This is a genomic window from Pseudoalteromonas sp. S2755 (assembly GCF_005886535.1).
Classification (GTDB): Bacteria; Pseudomonadota; Gammaproteobacteria; order Enterobacterales; family Alteromonadaceae; genus Pseudoalteromonas.
Genome location: NZ_PNDS01000055.1, coordinates 38,751 through 64,105, shown reverse-complemented (window position 1 = coordinate 64,105; position 25,355 = coordinate 38,751). Strand labels below are relative to the sequence as shown.

At 43.6% G+C, this 25,355-nt stretch carries 23 protein-coding genes; 13 read left to right on the top strand and 10 right to left on the bottom strand.

The features are described from left to right. Positions 1-4: 4 nt before the first annotated feature. From CWC03_RS11095 to CWC03_RS11080, 4 genes are all read right to left on the bottom strand, one after another. A complete protein-coding gene (locus tag CWC03_RS11095) occupies positions 5-1,804 on the bottom strand; it encodes a DUF1800 domain-containing protein (RefSeq protein WP_138581979.1) in 1,800 nt (599 codons plus the stop codon). Positions 1,805-1,931: 127 nt separating this feature from the next. After that, entirely contained in the window at positions 1,932-3,206 is a 1,275-nt protein-coding gene (locus CWC03_RS11090) for a sensor histidine kinase (protein WP_171040237.1), read from the bottom strand. Between the two features lie 103 nt (positions 3,207-3,309). Beyond that, a complete protein-coding gene (locus tag CWC03_RS11085) occupies positions 3,310-3,984 on the bottom strand; it encodes a response regulator transcription factor (protein WP_138581977.1) in 675 nt (224 codons plus the stop codon). 245 nt (positions 3,985-4,229) lie between these two features. Further along, positions 4,230-5,537 carry an ABC1 kinase family protein gene (locus CWC03_RS11080; protein ID WP_249314010.1) on the bottom strand — a complete coding sequence of 436 codons (1,308 nt, stop codon included), beginning with the start codon at positions 5,535-5,537 and terminating at the stop codon, positions 4,230-4,232. A 133-nt stretch (positions 5,538-5,670) separates the two neighbouring features. Between CWC03_RS11080 and CWC03_RS11075 the strand changes: the two genes are divergently transcribed. From CWC03_RS11075 to CWC03_RS11030, 10 genes are all read left to right on the top strand, one after another. Further along, on the top strand, positions 5,671-6,810 hold the full coding sequence (locus CWC03_RS11075; protein ID WP_138581976.1) for an EAL domain-containing protein: 1,140 nt from the start codon (positions 5,671-5,673) through the stop codon (positions 6,808-6,810). Between the two features lie 310 nt (positions 6,811-7,120). Continuing rightward, the gene (locus CWC03_RS11070; RefSeq protein WP_128725485.1) at positions 7,121-7,492 is read left to right on the top strand and encodes a nuclear transport factor 2 family protein; all 372 of its coding nucleotides are present in this window, start codon (positions 7,121-7,123) and stop codon (positions 7,490-7,492) included. Positions 7,493-7,684: 192 nt separating this feature from the next. Beyond that, positions 7,685-8,278 carry a Crp/Fnr family transcriptional regulator gene (locus tag CWC03_RS11065; RefSeq protein WP_138581975.1) on the top strand — a complete coding sequence of 198 codons (594 nt, stop codon included), beginning with the start codon at positions 7,685-7,687 and terminating at the stop codon, positions 8,276-8,278. Positions 8,279-8,449: 171 nt separating this feature from the next. Next, positions 8,450-8,881 carry a styrene oxide isomerase gene (locus CWC03_RS11060; RefSeq protein WP_138522382.1) on the top strand — a complete coding sequence of 144 codons (432 nt, stop codon included), beginning with the start codon at positions 8,450-8,452 and terminating at the stop codon, positions 8,879-8,881. A 302-nt stretch (positions 8,882-9,183) separates the two neighbouring features. Then, a complete protein-coding gene (locus CWC03_RS11055) occupies positions 9,184-9,561 on the top strand; it encodes a MerC domain-containing protein (RefSeq protein WP_128725488.1) in 378 nt (125 codons plus the stop codon). Between the two features lie 23 nt (positions 9,562-9,584). Continuing rightward, positions 9,585-10,223: a DUF1826 domain-containing protein gene (locus tag CWC03_RS11050; protein ID WP_138522384.1), complete on the top strand. Its 639-nt coding sequence runs from the start codon at positions 9,585-9,587 to the stop codon at positions 10,221-10,223. Between the two features lie 12 nt (positions 10,224-10,235). Further along, positions 10,236-11,165, top strand: a complete 930-nt coding sequence (locus CWC03_RS11045) for an endonuclease/exonuclease/phosphatase family protein (protein ID WP_138581974.1) — start codon at positions 10,236-10,238, stop codon at positions 11,163-11,165. A 205-nt stretch (positions 11,166-11,370) separates the two neighbouring features. Then, complete coding sequence (locus tag CWC03_RS11040) at positions 11,371-13,344, top strand: DUF2207 domain-containing protein (protein ID WP_138581973.1); 1,974 nt, start codon at positions 11,371-11,373, stop codon at positions 13,342-13,344. A 125-nt stretch (positions 13,345-13,469) separates the two neighbouring features. Beyond that, the gene (locus tag CWC03_RS11035; protein ID WP_138581972.1) at positions 13,470-14,378 is read left to right on the top strand and encodes a DUF808 domain-containing protein; all 909 of its coding nucleotides are present in this window, start codon (positions 13,470-13,472) and stop codon (positions 14,376-14,378) included. Positions 14,379-14,387: 9 nt separating this feature from the next. Then, the gene (locus CWC03_RS11030; protein ID WP_249314009.1) at positions 14,388-14,654 is read left to right on the top strand and encodes a hypothetical protein; all 267 of its coding nucleotides are present in this window, start codon (positions 14,388-14,390) and stop codon (positions 14,652-14,654) included. Here the strand turns inward: CWC03_RS11030 and CWC03_RS11025 are convergent. Together CWC03_RS11025 and CWC03_RS11020 are read right to left on the bottom strand one after the other, a co-directional pair. After that, positions 14,646-15,821: an alpha/beta hydrolase gene (locus CWC03_RS11025; protein ID WP_138581971.1), complete on the bottom strand. Its 1,176-nt coding sequence runs from the start codon at positions 15,819-15,821 to the stop codon at positions 14,646-14,648. The genes CWC03_RS11030 and CWC03_RS11025 overlap by 9 nt on opposite strands. 112 nt (positions 15,822-15,933) lie before the next feature. Next, positions 15,934-16,767, bottom strand: coding sequence for a DUF2306 domain-containing protein (locus tag CWC03_RS11020; protein WP_138581970.1), 834 nt, complete (start codon positions 16,765-16,767; stop codon positions 15,934-15,936). A 176-nt stretch (positions 16,768-16,943) separates the two neighbouring features. Between CWC03_RS11020 and CWC03_RS11015 the strand changes: the two genes are divergently transcribed. Then, entirely contained in the window at positions 16,944-18,050 is a 1,107-nt protein-coding gene (locus CWC03_RS11015; protein WP_249314008.1) for a helix-turn-helix domain-containing protein, read from the top strand. A gap of 7 nt (positions 18,051-18,057) precedes the next feature. Here CWC03_RS11015 and CWC03_RS11010 read toward each other — a convergent pair whose 3' ends face one another. Then, positions 18,058-19,017 carry a hypothetical protein gene (locus tag CWC03_RS11010; protein WP_138581969.1) on the bottom strand — a complete coding sequence of 320 codons (960 nt, stop codon included), beginning with the start codon at positions 19,015-19,017 and terminating at the stop codon, positions 18,058-18,060. A gap of 37 nt (positions 19,018-19,054) precedes the next feature. Further along, positions 19,055-19,825, bottom strand: coding sequence for an NAD(P)H-dependent oxidoreductase (locus CWC03_RS11005; protein ID WP_138581968.1), 771 nt, complete (start codon positions 19,823-19,825; stop codon positions 19,055-19,057). Positions 19,826-20,089: 264 nt separating this feature from the next. Here CWC03_RS11005 and CWC03_RS11000 point away from each other — a divergent pair, with 264 nt between their 5' ends. Beyond that, positions 20,090-20,818, top strand: coding sequence for a LysR substrate-binding domain-containing protein (locus tag CWC03_RS11000; RefSeq protein WP_249314007.1), 729 nt, complete (start codon positions 20,090-20,092; stop codon positions 20,816-20,818). On the opposite strand, the gene CWC03_RS10995 is transcribed toward CWC03_RS11000, so the two are convergent. Beyond that, positions 20,799-22,148, bottom strand: coding sequence for an MFS transporter (locus CWC03_RS10995; RefSeq protein WP_138581967.1), 1,350 nt, complete (start codon positions 22,146-22,148; stop codon positions 20,799-20,801). The genes CWC03_RS11000 and CWC03_RS10995 overlap by 20 nt on opposite strands. A 314-nt stretch (positions 22,149-22,462) precedes the next feature. Between CWC03_RS10995 and CWC03_RS10990 the strand changes: the two genes are divergently transcribed. Next, positions 22,463-22,666 carry a hypothetical protein gene (locus tag CWC03_RS10990; protein WP_039492149.1) on the top strand — a complete coding sequence of 68 codons (204 nt, stop codon included), beginning with the start codon at positions 22,463-22,465 and terminating at the stop codon, positions 22,664-22,666. A 117-nt stretch (positions 22,667-22,783) separates the two neighbouring features. On the opposite strand, the gene CWC03_RS10985 is transcribed toward CWC03_RS10990, so the two are convergent. Then, a complete protein-coding gene (locus CWC03_RS10985; RefSeq protein WP_138581966.1) occupies positions 22,784-25,336 on the bottom strand; it encodes an Ig-like domain-containing protein in 2,553 nt (850 codons plus the stop codon). Positions 25,337-25,355: the final 19 nt, after the last annotated feature.

The following is a 25,355-nucleotide window of genomic DNA, read 5'->3' as shown; positions in this document are numbered from 1 at the left end:
AGTCCTATTTTTGAATCAAATAATCTGCTGAGGTCATCACGAGTAAAATCGCCCATTGCACTCGAATAAGGCTATCTTGTGGTTCCTCCATCGGTAGTGTCTCAAGAATTTGGGTGATCTTATTCACTGTATGCTCAGTGAGCTGATCTGCGCTTAGGAGTAGGTTTAAATGAGCCAATAGCGCTTTTGGGTCATCTGCCAAAGTAAGTTCGTATTCATAGTCTGCAAGAAAGCTATATACAGCTTGACGAGCATCAAGCGGTATATTTTCGGCGTTATAATCTGCTTGTAAATCAGCTACATCAACATCTTGTTGATAGCCAAAAATATAATAGGTCATAAAGTTAATATAACCCGGAATTGACGAGGCGTTGGTAATTTGGAATTCAGGTGCAACCAGTTGATTTTGCGATATTAGCGTTCCTGGTGCACTGTAACCCGGGCGAAAAAAGTTAAATACGCTACTTGAACGATAGGGGTGTTGATTTAACGCGTTTGCTGAACGAGTATCCCATAGTGGCTCTTGATACTCAGGTGTAATATTTTTTACCTCAAAGGCTCGTGCCCACTGCGTAAATCGTAATATTGGCTCTCTTAACTTGCCACTGCGCGCTGTTTTCTCGCTTCTTGCTTCTTTATCAAAGATAATTGCAGCAATCGTTGCGGTTAAGTCGCCCCGTTGGTTAGCACCCACTTTGGTACCATCGGGCAATACGTAGCTACCAGAATCAAAGCTTTCTACTGCCCTAGCAACATAGCTAGGTGAAGGGTTTGATGTTACTAAACGTTGGATTAACTGTTTAACCACAAATGGGCCAACATTAGAATGCGAAAAGATATGATCTAATGCGAGCGTGATTGATTGGTTGACATCGGTGCCAGCGGCTATGGTGTAGCCTAAAAAGGATTTGGCTTTAGTCGAGTGTAGTTCAGGATCTCCGACCATAGGTAGCGCGTACTCCTCTTGAGCGGCTTGTTCGGCGCCTGACTCATCAAGCACTAACCCAGTAAAAACACGGGCAAGGCCAGTAATATCTTTATTGGTATACAACTCAATGGCTTGGTCATTGCGATCGCGTTTCTCGCTACCGTCTGGGTTTAACTCAACAAGACCCAAAGTGAAGAGCTGTAAGATCTCCCGAGCATAATTCTCATCAGGCATCCTGCCTGTTTGCTCGTCTCCCTTTTGATTTCCTAAATATGTTAAGTAAGTTCCCATCGCGGGTGAATAAGTCACTGCCTCAATCAGTTCTCGATAATTGCCAAAGGCGTGTTCGATGAGTATATCTTGAAATCGTGCTACTGCTGCTGGGATGTCAGTGAGTTCGTCACCACCGGCATTAGAAACCACCAAAATCTCAGATAAAGCGAAAGCTACTCGCTGACGCAACTGATCTTCGCCAGTGATGGCATCTTGCCAAAACCCAATACTTGTTGACTCTACGAAGAGCGTATTAAAACCGCCATCTTCGGGGGTATATTTTGCAACTGAGCTCATTTTCAAGCTTGGTTTTAGTGCTATTTGGTCTATGAACCATTTAGAGGCAGATGTGCCGACAAGTGTGTTGAGCTGTTGTGGTGTAGCGCCAAAAGTCGTTTGGTGTAAAAACGAGGCCGTACTTTGTGGTGTTGCAAACACATTATCCACTGCAATAGGTTGCGATGGTTCGGTAATTTCTGTGTTATCAGTGGCATGCTGATTAGTTGGTGCGACTTCAGTTTCTTGCGCACTGCCACCGCCACAGCCTGTCGCTGTTAGGGTTAACACACACCAAACTGAAAAGTATTTAATGATTGTTCTCATAACTTAACTCAAATAGTGAACGATAAGTGATGAGTGTAGGATGATTTTTGACTTTGGTGTTTTACAAGTTTGCGTGCGTAATCATACAAAATTGTAAACTAACCAAGTCAAAGCTTAGCTCAGTCGATTAATGAGTTGGCACTTCAATATTAAATACAGCACCCGGTTGACCCTCAAGCAAATAAATCTGCGCTTCATGGATGTCACAGATTGCTTTGACAATGCTAAGCCCCAGCCCATTGCCTGAAGAGGAGCGGCTCGTATCGGCACGATAAAAGCGCTCGAAAATATGTGCTTGGTCTGATGTTGCGATGCCGGGGCCATTATCACCGATTTGCAGTAACACGCCAGATGAGTGGCTTTGCAGCCTGATCCACACAGACGCCTTTGGATTAGTATATTCAAGTGCATTTTCTAACAGGTTACAGACCAATTGCGCGAGCAAATCAGCATCTCCATAGCAGGTTATATTTGGCAATATCGAGACGGATAAGGTTTTTTCTGCGTCTTCAAATACCGGAGTGAAGCTATCAGTTAGATCTAAAAGCAGTGTTGATAAGTCAACCTGTTTAAAGCCCTGTTGATACTTTCCAGATTCAATACTATTCAAGCGGATTAAATTATTAAAAGTCGAGATGATTTTTTCTAATTCTTCACAGGCCTTTTCAAGGTGAACGGCTAATTGCACGGGATCATCTATGTCTTGCTCCATCGATTGCAATCGGTTTGCAACTCGGGTTAGGGGCGTTTTAAGGTCATGGGCAACTCCCACAGACATTGTTTTGATATTGTGATGGAGTTTGGTAATTTCGTCGAGCATCGTGTTGATCACACTGCATAATTGTAGCAGCTGTGGGTCATCGCTTTTTGCTATGGTGCGATGTAGCTCAGGTGCTTTAGCCACTAAAGAGAGCTGTTGACTCAGTTTGGCAATGGTATTGCCTTGCATTTGTCTAAAATAGACAAAGATGAGCAAAGGTGGCAGCCAGCAAAATATCGCTAGCCACACAATAAACTGGGTTCTGGCGTTCTGGGCAATAACAACATCGTGGTCAACACGCTGCCATAGATGTAAATAAAGACCATCGTTGATTTGCTGTGCCTGATAAAAAATGGGTTGTGTTTCTTCGTCTATTTCAGTTTGTGGCTGCGACTTTGAGGTATTTGCTCGCTCAAAACCCAAATCGCCACCAGCGATTGTCACGTCTTTTTGGTATAACGCCATAAGCCAGCCTTCCTCCTGCCAATGCTCCTGCGTTTCTTCTTTTGTCCAAATTTCATTTTCTTCTAACTCAAATACTTCTACTAAAGACGCTAACCCCTCGGTGTGATACAGCTCGACCGCTTCCTCAACACGTTCAAGCATTTCGGCTTGTTGTCTGGACTGTTCACTTTGAGACACAAAGTGCGATACTAAAAGTGCTAAACCACATGTTAGTATCCAACATAGAAAAGAAAATTTAAGCGCCAGCACGAAATGGTATTTTTGAGTGTTTGTTTTCATATTATTGTTCAGAAAGTAAGTAGCCACTGCCACGAATGGTTTTGATAACTTCACTGTTAAAAGGCTTGTCTAACTTGTTACGTAAGCGGCTGACATGTGTTTGAACTAAACTGGTTTTGGGGTCAAAGCTAAACCCCCACACGTGTTCTAGCAGCATAGTTTTGGTAACCAGTTGATTAGGATGAAGCATTAAAAATTCCAAAATCTGATACTCTTTTGGCATTAGCTCAATCTCGTTTTCACCTCTAAATACTTGCCTTGATGTTCTGAGTAGTTTTACACAACCAACTTGCAACTCATTAACGGTTTGCGCAGCTGGTTTGCGTCGATACAGTGCTTTTAGTCTTGCATGCAACTCGACAAACGCAAAGGGCTTAACTAAGTAGTCATCTGCACCAGCTTCCAAGCCTTCAACCCGTGCTGCGGTGTCACTCAATGCCGTTAGCATAATGATAGGAGTTAAGATGTTGCTCGCTCGAAGGATTTTTACTGCGTCTAGGCCATCCATCGCCGGCAGTAGCCTATCAAAAATAATGGCATCGAATGAGGTGGTAGAGGCTTTTATTATTGCATCTTTTGGACACTGAGTATGGTCCACTGATTCTCCAGCTTGCTTTAAGCCATTACAAATAAACTCTGCAGTCTCGTGGTCATCTTCTACAAGCAATATCTTCATTGTGCGGTTTGTTTGGTCGTTTAGCTATAGCATAACGCAGTTTCCAAAGTGTTCAGAATACAATTTTGTATGATTGGCTGTGTTCGTTCTAATAAGATTTTCGGCTATGTTTTTTGATTTTAGGACTTGCAGTCCATAGTGAAGTGATGCTTTGTCATTACTTGGTACAAAAAAGGCGTGATAGACATCATGTAATGCCAATAGAGTCAGCTTCTACGCTAGCAGCTGTTTTGGTTACCCACAGCTTAGGTGAGGTATTTTTGTAATGGGCTTAAGTCTACTTTAGCTTGCAATTTTGCCGCGATTAAATATAACCCCGCCAGCTTTCGATGTATAAATAATGCGTCTACAGGTGGTGTGTGCCACTCGTTGGAGTGGCTATTTAAAGCCAGTCCTTTTTCACTTATCTGTTTGCTTAGCTGGCTGTTAGCAAAATCAAATGGGCCGTCACACCGAAGTGGAGTTGTTGCAAGTAAAAACAGCTCAATAACCGCGTTACAGTACTCGGGTGCAATATCAGTATCAAAATATCCAATGTCACATGCAGCCTGTTTAACAGCTTCACGATTTTGCTCTGTCGCTGCTTGTAACAGGTTCTTATACCCAACACTAATCGCATCGCTAACGATACGTGTTGCGCCAAAATCTAATAACACGATTTGGTGGGTGTCTTTGTTATATAAATAGTTACCAAAGTTAGGGTCTGTTTGTATCAATTTAAGCTCAAACATTTCGATAAAGAAAAGCTCAATTAATGCGGTCATGATGTCATTGCGGACAGATTGTGGTAAAGCAACGGCTTCAGCAAGCGGCTCGCCGCAGACATACTCCATACTCAGTAGGTGCTGGCTACTTAGCGCTTGAAGCACAGCGGGAACTTTAAAGCGCGTGTCTTTAGAAAGTCCGCTGGCAAACTGCTGTAAATAGTTTGCTTCTAGTTGGTAGTTGGTCTCCGCGAGAAGCTGCGATTTTGCTTCCTCGATTAAAGGTGCAATATTAATCCCTTTAGGAAGTAACCCCGTCATTTTGATTAGGCTCGCGACATTATCTACATCACTGTGAATACTCTTAGCCACCCCTGGATATTGTATTTTGATAGCAAGAGATTGCCCATTCTCGGTGATGGCTTTGTGCACTTGCCCAATCGACGCCTGTGCAAAGCTTTTTAGTTCAATATGACTAAACTCATCGAGCCAGTTATGCCCCAACTCATGTTCTAGCACACTAACAAGTTGCTTATGTGGCATTGGCATGGCGTCTGCACGCAGGTGAGTAAGCAGCATTGCAAGCTCCGGCGGTAGCAGATCCCCAGCATCCATTGAAAGTAACTGTCCTAACTTCATAGCGGCACCGCGCAAGTGGCTCAGTTTCTTTGCAACTGCGTCAATATTTTTGCTCTGTAGCAATAGGTCGTTTCGTTTCACCGGTTGCCCTTGAAGCGCCTGCTTTGCGCCTTCAAATAACATATTTGATGCAACTTGACCTGCCAATCCACCCAAATGAGCAAGGCGACTCAGCCTTGATGATGGGACTTTTCGTGAACTGTTTTTCAAACCGAAACCCTTGGCGTTACATTTTATTTAACATGCGAACAATACGACATCTTCTATAATTAAGTTCACTCTTTGTGAGCGAACTGTTGGGGCATTTCGTAAAAAGCAAAATACGTTAAGTGCGGAGGGTGATATGTGGTGCGCAGATTGTGAAGCAATTGAATCATATTTTTTTGAGACAACTTACTTTTGGTTTTTCCTACCGACAGGTAATGCAGAACAAAATTTGCTGCAAATGTGCACCGAGATGGCACTAGACCCAGAGTTGGTTGCAAATCGATGCATTATGGTTCAAGTGCATAAAGATGGACTTTCTACGTTTTTACATAACATTGGTGGCTGTTTAGCTGGTCCAGAATTTGGCCAATCTAAAATGACAACCATGGCACAAGAAGGCCAACCAGATATCAATGCAATTAGTCGAGTGGCCAGTGTTGAAACTTTCGTCCGCCGTTATCAAGCGCGGTGGATAAAAACTGCGATAGAAAATGAGACATATCAAAGCTGGTTTCAACCCATAGTGAGAGCATATTCAGAACCGGGAAACCTAGATGTGTTTGCTAATGAAGCGCTATTTAGATTGTTCGATGATGAAAATAACATGGTGCCGCCAAACCTCGTTTTTAATTTAGCCGAGCAGAGCGGATTGCTCTTTTCTGTTGATTTGATTGCACGAAAGTCTGCTGTAGAGCATGCCGCTAAAGCGAATCTGAACTCGAAAATATTTATAAATTTCAACCCCTCAAGCATTTATGACCCGTCATATTGCTTACGTTCGACAGCCTCAGCAATTAGTGAACTGGGATTTCAACCTCAAGACATTGTATTTGAGGTAACTGAGACGCACCAAGCTCGCGATGTAAATCATTTAAGAGGGATCCTAGCATTCTATCGCAGTTGTGGTTTTGGTGTTGCACTAGATGATATTGGTTCTGGGTGGTCGAGTTTGAATATGTTGGCACAGCTAAGGCCAGATTATATTAAGATAGACATGGATCTTGTCAGGCACATTGATATCAATCAACACAAAAGGAGCATTGTGTCTCACCTAATTCAGCTTGCTCATGAAAACGGTATCGAAGTCATTGCTGAAGGGGTCGAAAGCCAACATGAAGCCAAAGTCCTTCGGGAAATAGGGGCTGATTTTTTACAAGGCTACTATTTTGCAAAACCTTCGGCATTGAGTGCACGGCTGTCCAACAACCTCGAAGACGAAATAACGCAAGGAGTGAAGTCCCTATCGAACGCAGCTCACAAGTTTGACACCTTGTGATAAATAGCCAAGTCAATAAAGCTTGATTTCTTAGCACACTTTTTCTCGCTAAATGCGACTTTAAAATCATGTTAATTGGGGTTTAATCTAGAGGCTAGTTAGCAAAGAAGCGGCCCAACCTTGCCGTCTATATAGTTATTAGGTACTGTAGGTTTATAAAACGAATAATGGTGATCAACCCACTTTAAAAATGCTTCAATAAAGGGTGGATGGTGAGAGCTTGCTTGGCCTACATTGATTAGCTCCTAAATATTAGCCAGCGTTGTGAACCTTTTGGCATGACTTTAGATTTCGAGAGAAGTATTTGAACATGGAAGAAATAAGAAAGATTAGAGAAGCGTGGCTACAAGCCTATTTGGATGGTAACACAGTTACACTTGAGCAAATTGAGTCTGAGAATTTTTCTATTGTATCTGGGCAAGGTGTTGAATCTAACCCGGCTAGGCTCAAAAATATCGCGGCTCGCAAATTAAATGGGAAATGGTTTGGACCCTTTACCAGTTTTCAGAACTCCCAAATGGAGTATCAACAGTTGGGTCCAGTTACAACTGTGACTGGTTTTTGCCAAATTATAGGTAAAGATAGGATAATTCGCTCGAGCTACATTTCCGAAGTGTGGCAAAAAATAAACGGCAAGTGGCGAATCATCCTAGCGCATGCTTCGGCGAAAAATGAGATTTAACAAATTGTACATGCCCATTTCAGCCAGAAAGGATCAAGCACAAAACAAGTGACACCCTCACTATTAACATCAAAGCGGAGGAAGCGAAGTATAAAAATACTTCAATTGGGCTTTGTGCGTTACTCACAAATTATGACTAACTATTTTTGCCGTTAATTTTCAGCCTAATTAACAAAAAATAACTGTAGTTCTATGAAATATTTTAGAAAAATGATTGAGCATTATATTCCTGTCAATGATGATGAATGGGATTATGCTTGCGGAATATTTGACATTAAACACGTAAAAAAAGGAACAACGGTACATCATGCAGGTGAGGTGTTTAATGAGATATGGTTTATTAAAAGTGGTTTAGCCAGATCATATTTAAGTGATATAAATGGCAAAGATCATACTTGGCAGCTCTATTTTCGTGGAAAAAGTAAGCATGGTTTAAATCACTTTATGGACGATAGCGTAAGCTTTTATGAAAAAACAGGGTCAATGCTTAACTTTGAAATTCTTGAAGATTCGGTTTTTTATGTAGCGCCTCTGGAAGCACTTGATAAGCTTTTATCGCACGATAAAAAGTGGGAGGTATTAGCACGGACATGGATACATAACACCTATTATTCTGCAACATACAAACGTGTCCTTTCTCTCATGTCTGAGACTGCTGCACAGAGATATGCTCGTTTACTCGATGAATACCCTTATATATTTAAGCAAGTTAAGTCTTATCATGTGGCCTCTTATCTGGGTGTCGCTCCCCAAACATTGAGTAAATTAAAAAATGAATCTAGGTGAATGAACTTTAGTACTTCGTTGTTTACCATGCTTTTTTCAACGGAGATTAATAATGAATATCGCTCATAAATTTAGAAGCCATCAGGAACAAAACTCATCGCTTTACATTGATAACTTCAGGAGTGTAAGTGGCGTCGCCAAACTAAGTGTTATACATGCATGGAGCACATCATGATAGAACTTACACAGATAGGCGCTCGACTCATCTTTATTGGAATGGCTTTGTTTCTTGCCGGTTTAATACAAGGTGCGTTGATACCAGTGGTTAAAAATTCCCGAATGGCGCTTTCCGCTCACTTAACTGCTGTTCAATGTGGAATGGCCCTAGCGATCTTTGGTGTTATCTGGTCGTTGGTCGAGCTGCCTTTATCTTTAGAACTCTTTGTGGCTTATGGCTCGGCCTTGGGGTTTATCCTTATTTGGCTGGGAATAACTTTGGCATCTGTAACAGGTGCAAGTATAGCACTTCCAATCGCTGGAGCTGGATTTTCATCAACTGTCACTGCAGAATTAACCGTTAAGATTATGGTGCGTTCTGGGTCATTATTATCACTAATTGCCTGTACCTTCTTGGCTTTTGGGTTACTGCCAATACTGCGGTAGTCGAAATTAATGCATAAAGAAACCATCTACTTGCCTCGCTTTTTTGGCTATGTGTAAGCACTCGCTTAGCCTAAAAAGCGACTAGCGCGGCAATAGTTAAGTTTTGTATCTGGCACTTCCTGTACTTTTCTGTCTCTGAAGATAAAACTTAACGTCACTACCCTCTTTCAAACACTCGCAGTTATGCGCTTTTTAGAGACGGCGCGGCGGCCTTTTATTTTTACAGCTTTTAATGTTTCACTCTTCTTTGTTTGGTATGTTATATTGTATCAAGTTGGTGTAGGCATGACGAAGGAGAAAGCGTGAGCGCAAAAGTGCAGTCGTTTGGAGACAAGGCAGCAATTGGGTTATCTATGTTGTGTATAGTCCATTGTTTAATATTACCTTTTTTATTAATTGTACTTCCTCCCTTTGCGGGCCTATTAGCGCTATCTGATGAGGTATTTCATCAGTGGTTACTAATAGCCGTTATACCCATTAGTATATTCGCTCTCGGGTTTGGCTATGTGCGGCATAAGTCGTGTCTTGTCGTGAGTTTAGGGCTCGTGGGCTGCACACTCTTGGTGTTAGCAACTTTTTTGGGTGAACAAGGTGGAGAAACCTTGTTCACAGTGCTTGGCTCTATGCTCATCTCCTACGCTCATCTTCGAAACTATGCGCTGCGTCGCAATTTTCACTAAATAAAACCCTATTTGGAGTTACTATGAATAGCCTTATGCCTATGGAGCCGTTGTTTGACGTGGACTCTTTGCATCATCAGCAGTCAGAGCATGCCACCGTGTTAACCAAGATTTATGAGCCCAACACCAATATTGTGATTTGGCAACATGCATTATCATCTGCTTTGAAAGCAGAGTTTGGGCGCTACTTAGAAACAGCAAAAGAGCTAGAATTAGCCCTACAAATTGCGACTAGCAAGATCACTTGCGAAGTCAGTGAGCCATTAAAGCGTTTGAATTTTAGCGATACGATGGTGGCGCATATTATTGAAATTGTGGATATGTTTAGCTGCTTATTTGAGCTTCGCGTCGTTGGCTTACGGTTAAAAACGCTCGAGACTGCAATGTGCCCGAAATTTCATGTTGATAAAGTGCCAGTACGACTGGTGACTACACTCGCAGGCGCTGGCAGCGAGTGGCTTAGAAACCAGCATGTATCAAGGGATGGCAACAAACTGACTATTTCTCCTGAAGCAGACGCAATATCGCTTGCCTGTGGGGATGTGGCATTATTAAAAGGTGAGCGTTGGGACGGTAATGAAGGTCGTGGCTTAGTGCATCGCTCACCAGCAGTAGTTACAGGGGAAAAGCGGTTACTACTGACGTTAGATTTTATCGCCTAGATTGGATTCATTATGACAACAAAATTAATTGCATTTAGCACTATTTTTGGCCTCTCGCTGTTAGGATGCCAGTCAGAGCCTTCAAATATCGGTATCGCTGCGGTGAGCAGCCAAGTAACCGCCGCACCGCTTAAAATTGCGACTTGGAACATGGAGCATTTAGCATATCCATCGAGCATAGGGTGTAGGCCTCGTGACAAGCAGGAGATAAGCGCATTGCGCGATTATGCAAAAGGGCTTAATGCTGATGTTATTGCGCTGCAGGAGGTCGCATCGGTTAAAGCGCTCGAGCAGGTCTTTCCAAGCAATGAATGGCAATTACTGATTTCAAGTCGAGCAGATAGCGCGACGTATGATTGTAGAGAAAGTGGCAACCTGTCCACACAGCAGAAAACCGCGTTTGCGATTAGAAATAACCTTGTCCCAAGCAAAGTGGATAACGTGAGCGAACTTAGCGTGAATGTTGAAGGGCTACGACATGGCCTAGTTGTGACCTTAGATACTCAGTTTGGTGAGCTTTCAGTGCTTAATGTTCACCTTAAAAGCGGTTGTTTTGTTGATAACTTCTCGACTTCGGATAAAAAAGCTTGTCGATTGCTGGCAGAGCAGCTACCAGTACTTAAGTCTTGGTTGGAGAAACGCGCAAATAGCAACACCATTGTGTTGGGCGACTTCAATCATCGTTTAAGCCATGGCGACAATCAATTTTGGCAGCAGTTAACCAAGCACCAAAATAATGCTTCTGCACCTTTGGTAAACGCAACTAAAACGCTGACAGGTTGTCACCCACGTTATCCTGTTCCGATTGACCATATATTGCTAAGTAACAAGCTTGCAAACACGGTAAAATTTGACCCCAGCGTACATTTTTTTGCGGATATGTCTGAAGAGAGAATGCTCAGCGATCACTGCGCTATTTCGGTGTCAATTACTATGCGCTAAGGCGGTTGTTAGTTGCACTAAAAGGGAGTGCGTATAGCTAAAAAGCCAATCGGTGATGTGCAAATATTATCTAGGTCTACTCGCCAAAAGCGGCATCTTTAACGGTAACTTTAGTGTTGAAATTAGACCTTATTTGCTTTAGTCTGCTGCGCAAATTGCGCTGAGTTATATAGACTTAGCGCTTTGTATTCAAAGGATTTGAACAATGACTAAACGCTTTTGGTTTACCACGCTTTATGGTGGATTGCTGGCAATCATTTTATTGCTCGTGAGTGCGCCTTCCCTGGCTTATTTAAGATTTAAAGATGCGTCGGTAGCGGATCCTCACTTCTCTCAGCTACAAGTTAATCTCGATATTAATAAAACGGGTGCACTTCAAGTTACTCAGCAAGGCATATTGCAAGGGGGAAACTTCGATTGGCAGGGGCTCGCGCAAACAATTGAGCTGGATGTGAGATATCCAGATGGTACACACTATCTGAGCGATATCAGCATTGACTCAGTAAAAATCGATGAGCAAGAAGTGCATTATGCACTGAAGTATAACTACGATAGAAGTGCAGTAACGCTCGTAATAAGCAAAGAGCAGCTTCCAAAGCAAGGGCAAGCTCAGCAATTTGAAGTGCGATATCAATCAAAAAACCGGATGCGATTTTATCCGGCATTGGACGAATTGACGTATGCACTCTTTCCTAATGTTAATCTGAAAATTAAAAAGCTTACTGTCTCCATTTTCTACCCTCAAACTGCGACGCTCAAGGAACACCAATTGTTTGTCGATCATCTAAACAATGATGCGTTTTTGATACGCGATGGAATAGTTAATGGACGTAATCAGCTCCTATTCGAGAGTCAATCTGAGATAGCAGATAAAGCACAGGGAGAAATCGCACTCGCGTTTGAAAAAGGTGTATTTAAGGATAATTACCTTTACCGCAAAGTATGGTATCCGTTTAGAGTGTTATTTATTGCTTTGCCGTTTTTAATATTATTTGCATTGGCTGTGTGGCAAACGCGCAAGCGCCTCCATGCATTGCCAAAACTTGCCGATGCGCTTCCTTGTTCCACTCAACCACCAGATTTACCGATTTGCTTGGTAAGAGAACTGGTTGCTGCAAATATCGAACGCATGCTAACAGCAAAAGACGCGTTAGCTGAGGTGTTAAAGCTTGCAGTGGCGAAACAGTTAACGATTAGCGAACGGGGTAAAAACAATGATGAATTTAGTAATATTGACCCAAAAAAGCTGCACCAAATTCAGTTAAACCCCGAAGCGCCGAGCCAGTCAGAGGTGGTTGGGTTAAGTGGTAAGCTGCAACGTTACTTTTATCAACAGCAAGACGTGCAAAACTCGAGTGGAAAACGCAAGCGAAAACGAGTGATAAAAAACCGCTTTGTTATTAACAAAGGAAACGAGGGGAGGGCGTCTTTCACAAAAATAATATGCCATTATGTGAATCATGCCGAAGTGGGAAAAGCGCAGCATAATGTAAACTTTCTTGCTTTTATTGTGCCTATTTTACTTTGGTTAGGTGCTTCTTTTGTTGTGATTGGACTTGGTGCTGGCAATGGGTGGCAAGTGTTTGCGGGTAGTTTAATTGTAGTTTTATTGTGCACTTCTATATTATTAATTGCGGTGCTTATTGTAGAGATGTTCATAGAACATCGCAGCGAAGATAAAAAGAGCCGAGAAATGTGGCTTGTACGTGCGTTAATTTATATTCCTACCTATTTATTCTTATTATGGATGTGTATTGATGGTGATGATGAGCTGGTGAATGGTACCAGTGTGGTTTTTCACTTCTTTTACCTAGGTTTTATTGCGGCTTTCTTTTTATTTATCGGGCCGTCCAAGCAATTTAAAGCTTGGGTACTGCAGTCTCAGCAATTTTATCAATACATTAAACTTAACAGTCAGCACTGCTTCGCTGAAGGAGTCGAAAAAGCGGAGTACGAAGCATTGTTACCTTATGCATATGCATTTGGTTTGTTGAATGAATGGATAAAAGGGTATGAGGCTTATCTAACTACAGAGCAGGACGACACTACGCCTCTAATCCCTTGGATCCGGTATAAAAGAATTACCGAGCCGAGAGAATTAAAACAACATTTAAGTTGTCTTGAAGCAGTCATGCCTGCAATATCATGTTCGCTGTATGATAGACAGCCACACACTTAGGGCGATTGATTTTTCAACTTTGTTTTTATTGAGCGTTGGCATTTTTGCAAGCACTATATGCGCGTTACATAAGCAGTTATTTGACAACCGCACCTAATGAATAACTTAAACGAAAGGAGTGTGCTATGCCATCCGCAAACTTACTTGCCTTGCTCGATGATGTCGCTGCGCTAACAAAATTAGCCGCAACCAAAACCGCTCCAGTGTTAGGAGACGATCTTGCCGTCAACGCAGAGCAACTATCGGGTGGGATCAAACCAGATCGGGAGCTTGCAGTGGTATGGAAGGTGTTTAAAGGCTCCTTGCTGAACAAGTTTATTTTAGTGCCGGTCGCTTTAGCCTTCAGTTATTTTGCGCCGTTTATGATCCCCATTATGCTAATTTTAGGGGCGCTGTACTTGCTGTTTGAGGGTGGTGAAAAAATTCTCCACGCTATTTTTCACCGTCAGGAGCAACAGCAAGAAACCGATGAGTTTGTCAAAGCGCTCGAGGATGAGCGTGTTGACTTAGTCGAGTTTGAAAAAGACAAAATCAAGGGCGCTATCGTTACCGACTTTGTTCTATCGGCGGAAATTATCATTATTGCGCTGGGGGCGATTGCTGATCAGCCTTTTGAAAAACAAGCAATAGTCCTTTCGTTAATTGGACTTGCGCTGACAATCGGGGTTTACGGAATTGTGGCCCTGATTGTTAAGCTTGATGATATTGGTTTAGCCATGATTAAGGATGCAGGTAAGACTACACTTGCGGCGATAAAACGTGGAGTGGGTAAGGGGCTGCTTTATTTTGCCAATGGTCTGATGAAGTTTTTGTCGGTCGCCGGTGTGTTGGCAATGCTTTTAGTTGGCGTTGATATTTTGGCTCACCAGTTCCACTTACTTGAAGAAATTGTTCACGCTATCGAAAAACAGCTCCCTGCAATGAGCTGGCTTTTGAGTATTATCGCCAAGCTTGGATTGGGTGCGGTGATTGGTGTCATTATTGCGGCGGTGCTAAGTCAGTTGCTGGCAGTGTTTAAAAAGGCACAAGGTTGAAGGGAGCGTTTGTTTTTTCCAAAAACATTCGCAAAAAGCCTAGCCAATATTCAAGGCAAACCTAAGTATATTTACCTTTCCATTGGTGGTGCTGAGAATGACATCATTACGGGGTCATTTCATGGTTTATTAGATGCACTTGAACAGCATGCGCCTGCCAATGTACGTTGGGGACACAGCATTAGCGAGGACGCGGGGCACTCACAAAATCCAGTGGTTTCCGTGCCACTTGCCTTGAGTGAGTATCATCACTTTAGAAAAAATCAGTTAATGTAAGTGTTGCAATGCTTTGATTTCAGAGAGCAAATGCTTTTGTTCGCTTTCACTTAGCCCTTCAAGCTTAAGCATGGTTTGGTAGGTCTTTAACAGCGATGGCTTATCTCCTTTTTGCTGATAAGCCGTGGCCAATTGCTGCAGTGCATTGAGAGACTCTGAGTTGTGTTGGCTCACAAAGCTAAACAGGTTGATGGCCGCAGTGAAGTTACGTTCGAATAGGGCACCATACCCGAGCGAAGTCAGTGCGTCGTAGGGGTAAGTCTTGAGTCCATATAGCGACTTAGCGATGGCGACATGATTTTCCAGCTGAGTGACACCCGCGGCCGCTACCTTCAAGGATGGCTGATAATGGTTAAAGAGGTGCTGCAGACCATGATAATAGCTTGGGTAGACGACGCTCGTATGGGTTTCGCCGCTAAAGTGCTGCGCTTTGAAGTCAATGCCATTTGGTTTTCGCCAAGCATCATTAAGACGTTGAAATGGCTGTGTTATGATTGCGCTTTCGTCTGCTATGCTGATGTAGATACACTTGTTGATTAACGCTTTTGTCAGTAAGTCATTTAATAATCGCTCTTTATCCCACCAAAGGCTTGGACTTGCCAACATCACACCATTAAATAAATCGGGTTTTTCAAGTAGTGCATAGGTTGCAAACAGCCCACCGAATGAGTGTCCTGCTAACGCGCGATAGCCTGATGTTCGATAATGTTTGTCTACGTAAGGGATGAGTTCTTTGTCGATAAATTGCAGTAGCATTTCTGCACCGCCCGGATTTTGCTGCCGTGTTGGACCTGCAAAATGTCCCAGTACCGCAAGGCTGCCTTTGCGATAAGATGGGGTCAGATCTCGAGTGCGGTGTTCGTTGGTTTCGATGGCAACAATGATTAGTTCCGGTATTTTATGTTGTTGTGCCAAGAAACGAGCCGCTGAAGCGGTATGTTCAAGATTGCTCTGACCATCAGTTAGATATAACACTGGATAGCTTGTATTGCCTTGCTCATAGCTTGGTGGCAGGACGATATGAACCGTTCTTTTTTGCGAAAAATAAGCGGACGAAAGCTGCAGTGTCGAGTTCGCATCTGCTGAGTTATTAGCAACAGCGCTACCAAATGACAGCAATATAAAAATAGCCACGATAACAATGTGAGTAACTAACCTAGTTTGCATAACCGCTCGTTCCTTGCTTAAAAATCATCGCTAATTTAACACGAGTCAAAACGACAAGGAACGGGTTATATAGCAGCGCTGACGAATTATTTGTAACTGATTAAACCGTAATTTAACTAAAAAAGACGGCTGAAATGCGTGGCCACCACATCATGATAGTGGCCGCACAGACACCAATCGCGGTGATCACAAAACCTAGGCTCATCATCACCGCGATTACCCACACCGGTGCGCTGGCTTTGGTTTGGCGTTTTGCCCAAAAGTAGAGTTCTGCGAGTGCCATTGGTAGCAGATAGCAGGCAAACGAAATAAATATATCGACAGGGCCATCCAAGGTTGCGGTATTGCCATTGAAGCCTTGGTTGACCATGTACCAACCAAACAAATAAAGACGAAACGTCCACACCCCATTAACCAAGAAAAAACTATGTGCGGCATAACGTTGATGTGCGGCGATATTTTTTTGTATGGCAGCGCGCCAAGCAAAAAATATCGCAATGGGAATTAATATACCGTTGAGTGTGATCCCAATGGCACCAACATCGCTTAGCCTAAGATCGGTTACCCAAGTGAGATATAAGCCTGTGAGTGCGCCCGAAATACCGAGAATAAAAAATACGCGCCCGTTGTAGCGGTGAAAACGTGGAAAGCGTTTTCGCACCGCAGGAATAAGCTGTAATAAGCCGCTGGTGGCCAAAATCACAGCGGGTAAAACATGGCTAAAAAACACCTTGGCATCTTTTGTGTGTCCACTCGCCGGTGAAACCGCTGCACTTTGCTCTGTGAATCCCACGATAAGCGGCATGGCATATAGGCCTAAGATATAAACAGCAAACATCCATTGCCCGAGCAGTGCGACACATATCCAGCTTTTTACGGCACCATTCAATACGCTAAAGGGACTAAAGAAAAGCCCAGTTGTTTTGGTTAGGTTGAGGGAAGACAAAATACTTATCCTTATAAATCAATAAACTTGATATATAAAATGACAAGGTTTTGCTATCTCGTCGCTTTGATTTTGAAAATCAAAGCAAAGAAAGTAGGCCGAATTTAAAAAATGATGGTGTTAAGTTTGCTTACAAAGTTAATTTGAATGCTTTTGGTGTGGCTGTTAGAGTTTCTGTGTCTATCAATATTCCTTCAATCATCATGACTATTGAAAACTATTACCTACTTTTGCTTAGCCTATGTTGCACTTTGGTTGTTGCTCAGCTTTTTGTAAAAGAGAAAAAAGCAGCACATTTACTCTTTGCTTTAGTGTGCGGCTCGATAGCATTGGCCACGACCAAAAAGTTGACTCAGGACTCCTTAAATGGATATCAGTATTTAATTGGCATGGGTGCTTGTGTGACCTGTAATGGGTTTTGGTTGCTTGCTCGGGCACTATTTAGAGAAAAACATGCCGTTTTAAAAAGGCATGTTGTGTTTGCAATCGCCATTGCTGCCTTAGTCGTGTGGCGACAAGGCTATTTGTTTATCGATAGTCAATTACACATGAACGCTCGCGGATTTGTTGAGTGGCTTAACATTGCGGCGTATGAGCTTACCTTGTTGTTGTCATCTAGTGTACTCATGCTGGCATTTTGGGAAGGGTGCCGAGGATTCTCACAGTCTCAAGGGCAAGAAAAAGCACAAAGGGTGCTATTCTTATCCGCTTATTTTATTTGCGTCGCAGGCACTAAACTAATCGAAAATCGCTTTGCCGACAATCGTGAGGTTCAAGAATGGGCAGTGACAAGCGCAGCCATCCTCATTATATTGACGGCGCAAGTGTTACTGTATTGGCGATTTTCATCTCAACGTACAATTACATCCGTTAGGTGCGTTGAATCAAATGAACCAACACAAACCGAGGATGATATTGCGCTCCAGCAACAGGTGGAACACTTTCTTATTAAGCAAAAAGGCTTTCTCAAAGAAGGGTTAAAAGTCGCTGACTTAGCTCAGCAATTTAATGAACCTGAATACAAAATAAGCCGAGTGATACGGCAAAACCTGCAAGCGCGAAACTTTAGCCAATTGGTCAATGAGTTGAGGGTTGAGCATGCCAAAGTGCTGTTACAAGACCCTGCTAAACAGCATTGGCCAGTACTTGTCGTTGGCCTGGAAAGTGGTTTCGCGTCGGTTGGACCATTTACTAGAGCATTTAAAATCGCTACGGGAACCACGCCAAACCAATTTAGAAAGCAAAATAGCCAAACGCAAGTGCTACGTGAAGCACAAGAGTGAGTGGCGATTAATCTAGCTTAGTCAGTTTGTATTGTAGCTGCTGAATAGGCAGCTCTATCGTTTGTGGGTCAAGCTCTGGCGTAATATCACTGACAGGAAAGACGTTATCTATTTCCACCGCATTCGCGATAGCGTTAGTATCGCCATTGGATAAAAAAGTAAGTTGGGTGTAATCACTGGGTTGTAAGTCATACCGAGCCAGCGTTGCCTTTAAATCTATGCTGTATTCGTATGCGGCTAATAGGCTACCTGCGTTATCGTTGTATCTGCAGATCCGCCATTGATAGCTACTTTCGATAAACTCCAGCGCCCAAATCCCACCTTTATCTTGGATCATTTGTTGTGGTTGTTGGCAGGGTTGTGGTAGGGGCAGTAAACGGCTATGAGACCAAAGCCCCTCGTGGTTTTGGCACAATAAGTCGCCCTTACCAAGGTCGATAATATGCGAGCTTAGACCATATTGGCAAAACTGGGAGGCGGGAATGAAAAAGGGGGCGCTGTGGGTGTTAAGCGCGCCAAACGCAATATAGCCCATTAATACCTCAGTATTAGTCACCCAGCCAAGGTAAACATATTCATCATCTTGCCAGTTTGTTGATGCGATTTTCCCCTGTTTAACGGTGTTAGTCAGCGTGAAGCGGTCGCTTTTGCCATTAAATGTACACGTCAAACTGCCTTGGGTCGCGTCGATGTTGCATGATTGCTGAGCGTGCTCCTGTGATAGCCGCTTTATTTTAGAATTTGGCGCTTGATGAGTTAGCACGGAGGTGAACTTAGCCGCAGCAGACAACTGGCCGGTTTGATCTTGTTTAAAACGACATTTAGGCTGTATCTTTGAGGAATTGAGCACGACACTACCATCAAGCACAGCAAGCTCACAGCTATTGGCTATGGTACAAGCCGTGAGCAGCATAACGCCACCACAGGCAATCCAAGTGTTTTGCAAATCACAATACTCATCAGTCATCAGCTACATCCTATAAACATAGCTGATAACACCTTGATTAAGCAATATGTGCAGCAATACCCGATTTTCCCATGGCGACTTCGGCTTTTAGTACTTGGCCGTTGATGTAATCGCCACTATTTTGCTTTCGATAGGGGATTGGCTGTTCACTAAATACGTGTGCTAAGCGCTCTGACCAATTAGCGATTTCATCAGCTATACGTTGATTAGGCTCGCCTTTTGCGTCGAAAATAACATGGTTTTGTAGAACGTCCATACCTGGGAAAAACAAAGTCCCGTGCGTGATCGGAAATAGTAATTCGTCCATTGTGCCGTTTATCCCTAAAGGAGAGTAATCCTCGTATCCACCACCTGTGGTTACACAAATTAACGCTCGTTTTCCCTGTAAAACTCCCTCGCCGTAGCGCAATTGGTTCCCTTTGTTTTGATAGCCGTAAGCAAAGCCATAGGCATAGACTCTATCGAACCAGCCTTTAAGTATGGCAGGCACGCTGTACCACCAAAGCGGAAAATGAAAAATAACCAAATCGGCAGCCAGCAATTTTTGCTGCTCTTGAATAACATCTTCGGTTAGGGTGTTTGAGTGATATGCCTTGCCAGACGCTGCAATAATCGCAAGTGGTGCTTGTGAGTCATCTTGCGGGAAGTCGGTTGCGTCAACCACAGCCTTCCAGTCCATTTGGTATAGATCTGAAGTTTGAACTTGCAAGCCCATACGTGTTAAGGCTTCGACACTTGTTTTGGCGAGTGTCTGGGTTAAGGAAGTCGGCTCTGGATGTGCCGATACCACTAGTGCGGATTTGGTCATGATAAGTGCTCTGTAACGAAAAGGAGTTGTTACTATCTCTGTAATCTTGTTATAAATGAAATTTAATATTTTTACCCTAGGTATAAATTAAATGGATAGCAAAAAGGTGGACTTAAACCTGCTTCAGACTTTGGTGGTGTTACTGGAAGAGTGCAATGTGACCAAAGCGGCAGATAGGCTGAACCTCAGCCAGCGGTAAGTACTCAGCTAAGTCGGCTGCGTGGACTATTTGATGATCAGTTATTAGTCCCTATTCATAAAGGCATGCTACCAACTGCTATAGTGCTTGCTTTGCTGCCGGAACTTCGCGCTGCGATGAAGTTAGTGAGTAATGTGTTAGTAGAGCATCAAGACTTTATCCCTGAAACGGCCAATTTAACCTTTAAAGTGGCATGTACCGACTATTTACAGTTAGTGGTGATGACAGAGGTGATACGGCGTTTAAAAATCGCTGCGCCCAATATCAAGGTGGTGCTTTGCCACTTAAAAATAGCAACGCTTGCAGCCCAGCTACAACACTCAGAACTTGACTTGGCATTAATGTCGCCGGAATGCGGACCTGATTCGTTAAGATTTAAAACCTTATATCAAGAGAAGTATGTCTTGATTGGCAGAAAGCACCATCCACAGCTAATGTCAGAAATGACAATTGCAGATTATGTGAAGCTTGAGCATATTGTGGTGTCTTTTGAAGGAAATAGCACCTCAACATTCATTGATTCAATCTTGCAGCAATATGGTGTATCGAGGCAGGTGATGACGTCAGTTCCTTCATTCTTATTGGTGCCGGAACTGGTGAAAAATACCGAGTTGGTTGCACTTATTCCGGCTCGTCAGGCGTCAAAGCTCGGAGCAGATTTTACCCTCGTTGAAAATCCGATACCTGACTGTGCTTTTGACGTCGCTATGGTGTGGCACGAAGTGCAGCATCAATATCCTGCACTTCGTTGGTTACGAGCATTTATTAGCCGGACTATGGCTGAGGTTTGTTAGTCGTTTCGTCCAGCTCCTCGGTTGGCTCACTATTTTGCTCATAGTCGTCGAGTTCATCGTCGTTATCGCGAGGTGCGTCTTCGTCAATGACAAGTAGCTGCTCATGTGCTGTTTTTTCCTCGATACGCGGGTCCATGGTGGCAGCGAGCGGTGAGCTGGTAATATCAGAAGTCGCAGCCACATAGTCGCTAGGCTCTGGCTGCTCGGCTTTTTGTCTAGCGTTGATAAAGTGAAGGAGTAAGAACATAACAACGGTTAGTGCGCTTAACGAAGCGTATAGGGCTTGATGACCAAAATGGGACATGATCTGTGCAATAGCGGCCGAGCCAACACAGGCACCTCCCCCAAACGCCACCAGCAGTGCAGAAGAAACGCCAACACGGTCTTCATCATCAACACGGGAGTTTGCTAGTGCCGAAGAAAGTGGATACATGGTAAATGCAAATAACCCAAAGCCAAAAGTCAGCCAAAGACTGTAGCTTGGGCTCAGTGGCAGTAAAAATATACAAAGAGAAATCAAACCGATAAAAACAGCATTACTGCGCAGTAAGATACTTCTGCGAACTCGGTCAGAGATAATGCCCATCGGCCACTGTGCAAGCAAACCTGCAAAAATCGTTACCGACATATACATGGCAATTTCTTCGGCATTAAATCCTGATTGGCTGGCAAAAGTCGGGGCAAGGCCATAAAAACTACCATTAATCACTCCGGCAAAACAGACCGCGGTGAGAGACTGAGGCACTTTTTTGAAGTAGGTAAACAAACTGACTTGAATGGGCTTAAGTGGCTTCGGGTGGATCCGCCTCGTCGTTGAAATGGGGATAATTCCAAAGGATAAGGCAACAACAATTAAAAACAGCGGGGCATAGCCAAGCTCTGGAAAGTTAGATAGCGCAAACTGCCCTGTTACCATACCAAGGTAGGAGGTGAGCATGTAAAAAGAGAATACCCGTCCGCGCTGCTCAGGTGCCGCTTGTTCATTCAGCCAGCTTTCGAGCACCATAAAGTTACACATCATGCCCAGACCCACCACAAGTCGTAGTCCAAGCCAAAGATAGATATTGTCACTCACCCCATGTATTGCTACGCAGGCCGTCACTGCTGCTGTGCTTGCCGCAAACGCGCGAATATGGCCAACGGATTTGATCAGGTGGTAGCCTAATTTGGCACCGAGCAACAAACCCAAGTAATAAAATGAGGTAAGCAAGCCGATCCAAAACGTGCTGACGCCGTGCTGGCCTAAATAAAGCGCTAAGTAAGTGGTCAGCAGGCCTGTCCCACCGACTAAGAATAGATTCGTTAAATAAAGCGATGGAAAAGATTTCATATCGACCTTGGGATTCATTATGAATTTGCGTGTAACGCTCTAATAGTAGGGGAGAAATAGTTTATTTCCAAGCAAAAAGCTGTTGGCTGTTTATCAACCGTGTTTTCTTATGTCGTTGGCTGATTACGACATAGCCTAAGTTATAGGGTTATTCAGTGTGGTTCTGGCAAAAATACAGTGATAACACGCGAATGATTGAATTGTTGCTTTATTTGGGTTGAGTGTTTTTTGTTCAGTTGATACAACTTAAATTCAGGACTAAATTATTACGCACTAGTTCCTGAGTTTATCAATAAAACAAAAAAGGATTACCAATGAAATTAACGGTTAAAAAATTAAAGTCTTTATCTAAAAACAGCCAAACACTTGATTATGCTGCGACGCCTAATGTGGCAGGTGGCTATACAACGAGGCCTGGCACGATTGGTTGTGAAACCACGACTAGAGAGTGTGATTTAATTACCACGGCACTTTGTACAAGCGCTAGATGTGACAACTACACGACTGAAAATTGTTAGCAATCAAGTAAGCAGGATCTGGGCTGTACCTGCCTTTATTTTTTGTATTTTATTGATTAATCAACCTGAGCTCAGAATAACGTTTGCCATACTTACCAAGCTCAGGCCAATGTAGTTTTAATTTCCTTGATTCATCTGCGTTAATTTATCGCCAATGGGTTGAGAGAAGTTATAGCCATCGTACTTATCCCAGTTAATCGACCATGTCATCACGCCACCAAAGTTCGGATAAGCCTTGCTAGGCTGGATAGTGCCACATCCTGTACCTTTGGTTAAACAATCTAAGGCATTGATGATATTGCCGATAGGCGCTTGGCCTGAATTTGCCGACTGTGGACCAGAAGGTAGACCGATGGCTACTTGGTCATCCCTAAGTGGCTGGAAGCGGGTGCCATCAGCAAGATCAAATCCCTCAATCAACATTTTTGCATGGGCAACCATCATGTTTACTGAACCCTCAGGAGCACTTCCCGGTTCATATGGATTAGGTAGGCCCCCATTGTTGTATAGCTGTACGTGAAGTAAATCTAATGTATCACGTAGCTCATTTATAAGTGGAATATAAGCGCCCCAAATACCTGAATAGGCAATCATGCCACCATGCACATAGGGATGCTCAGGGGCCATGGTAAGTACCATATTGCCACCAATATTTTGTTCAATTTGCTTTAATGCTCTAGGCAGCCGAGCTTGGATCTGAGAGCCATGCACAAGGTTCGAGCCACTCTCTAAATCAATATCGAGCCCGTCAAATCCCCATTGTTGAATAATATCGGTGAGGCTGCTGACAAATGCGGCTTCATCGGAATCCGTATTGAGGGTAATTGTGCCTTCTGCACCACCAAGGCTTAGCACAAAAACTTTACCTTGCGCTTGTAGTGCCTGCATGTCGGATTTGAATTTTACTGGGTCGATAGGCGGGCAGTTAGAGCGAATGTCTTTTTCAAATGGTGTGAAGTGCACTGTACCATTCGAATTTCTATCATTTTCAGCAAAGGCAATATCGATGATGTCCCAAGCAGTAGACATCTGATCAAGTGGAATAGGGCAACCTGCTGGATTGACAAAGTTATGCCAATAGCCAATCAGTTTGTGCTTTTTACCGATGGGTTTGTCGATGACTTGAACTGTCACGCCGTTGCTGGATACCTGATCATTATTGTCGTTGAAGGCCGTGGCATAAAGTGTTTTTGTACCGATTGAGGCCGGTGCATAACTATATTCGTAGGGTGGCGTTGTGTCTGTATTGAGTAACACGCCATCAGCATAAAACTGTACTTGTGTGATTTGTCCAACAAAAGAGGATGCCTGTGCAATCAATTGAGTGGAATTACCCAGGGTAATTTGGCTGCCACTAGTGGGGGCAAGTAAATCAACGGCAATCGGTTTATCAGTTACATTCACTGTAATTGTTTGCTCGCTTTGATTACTTTCGTTATCGACCGCAACGGCTTTTAAGCTCACAGGTTTGAGGGTTGTCGGTGTCCAGCTGTGACTAAGCGTTCCTTGATTGGCTGTGGCAAGCAGTGTGCTGTCGGCATAGAGTGACAGTGTAGCAATACTGCCGTCTGTATCTTGAGCACTGACAGAGATAGTGGTGGGCGTATTGACCAAAACAGTACCATTGTTGGACGGGCTTTCGAACGTTACGGTTGGCGCGATTGCGCAGATCCCTAAATCGCTCCATGCATCTGTCCAATATTGGCCTGCACCTGGCTCGTATGCCCATTGCGCGTTTGAGCTACACCAACCAGCAATATCACAGCGATATTTATGATTATTATGAGCGACCAGTTCACCGACCTGATAATTTTGTCCAACGCTGTATGCTCTAAGGCCTTGGCAGCCACCGCCTACCTTTGTTAACACGTCGATGGCAAGGTTTGCCTCGCTCACTAAGCCTTGGTTGTCTGTCGCTTTTACATTTATTTGGTTTACGCCAATTTTCCCCGCTTTAAACTCAAACTGAAAAGGCGGGGTGGTTAGATCCGCGACAAGCTGGTTGTTCAGGCTAATTTCTACGTCCGCAATGGTACCGTCGCTATCTTCGGCTGTGATGCTGATCCCTACCATATCCCCTTGATAGAACTGCTGGCCGTTGGCTGGTGTTACAATGGATACGTTCGGTGGTAAATTTTCCCCGCTCGATTTTACTGTGATCCGTGCTGATTGCGAACTTCCGGTTAGCCCTTGGGCATCAGTGGCAATTGCACTGATATTATATTCGCCAAGTACAGCGTTCCAAGTGGTTTGAAATGGCGCGGTATTGTCCGTTGCGATGACTTGCCCATTCACTAAGAATTCGACATAAGCCAGATCACCATCGACATCATTGGCATTAGCTGAAAAAACAGCGCTGTCATTTTCGCCCAGCACAGCGCCATCATTTGGGTTGGTGAGTACGACACTCGGGGCTTGACCTGAGCCCGTTGCGCAAGCTCCCAGTGACCGCCAGACATCATAAGGGCCGGAGTGTCCTGCTGGGTTGTTGTTTTGACTGTACCACTTAGCTTCATATGCTTGGTTTTGGGACTGTGTAACATCCCCTTGTCTGTAGACTTGTTGTTCAGACCAAGGGCTTAAATTACTACAGTCGTAGGCGTTTGCTTGGCTTGCGAGGATGAGAGCACCGCTCGTCCAAGCCAATCGTAATATAGAAGTTGGTTTCATACTGATCCCTTACATGTTG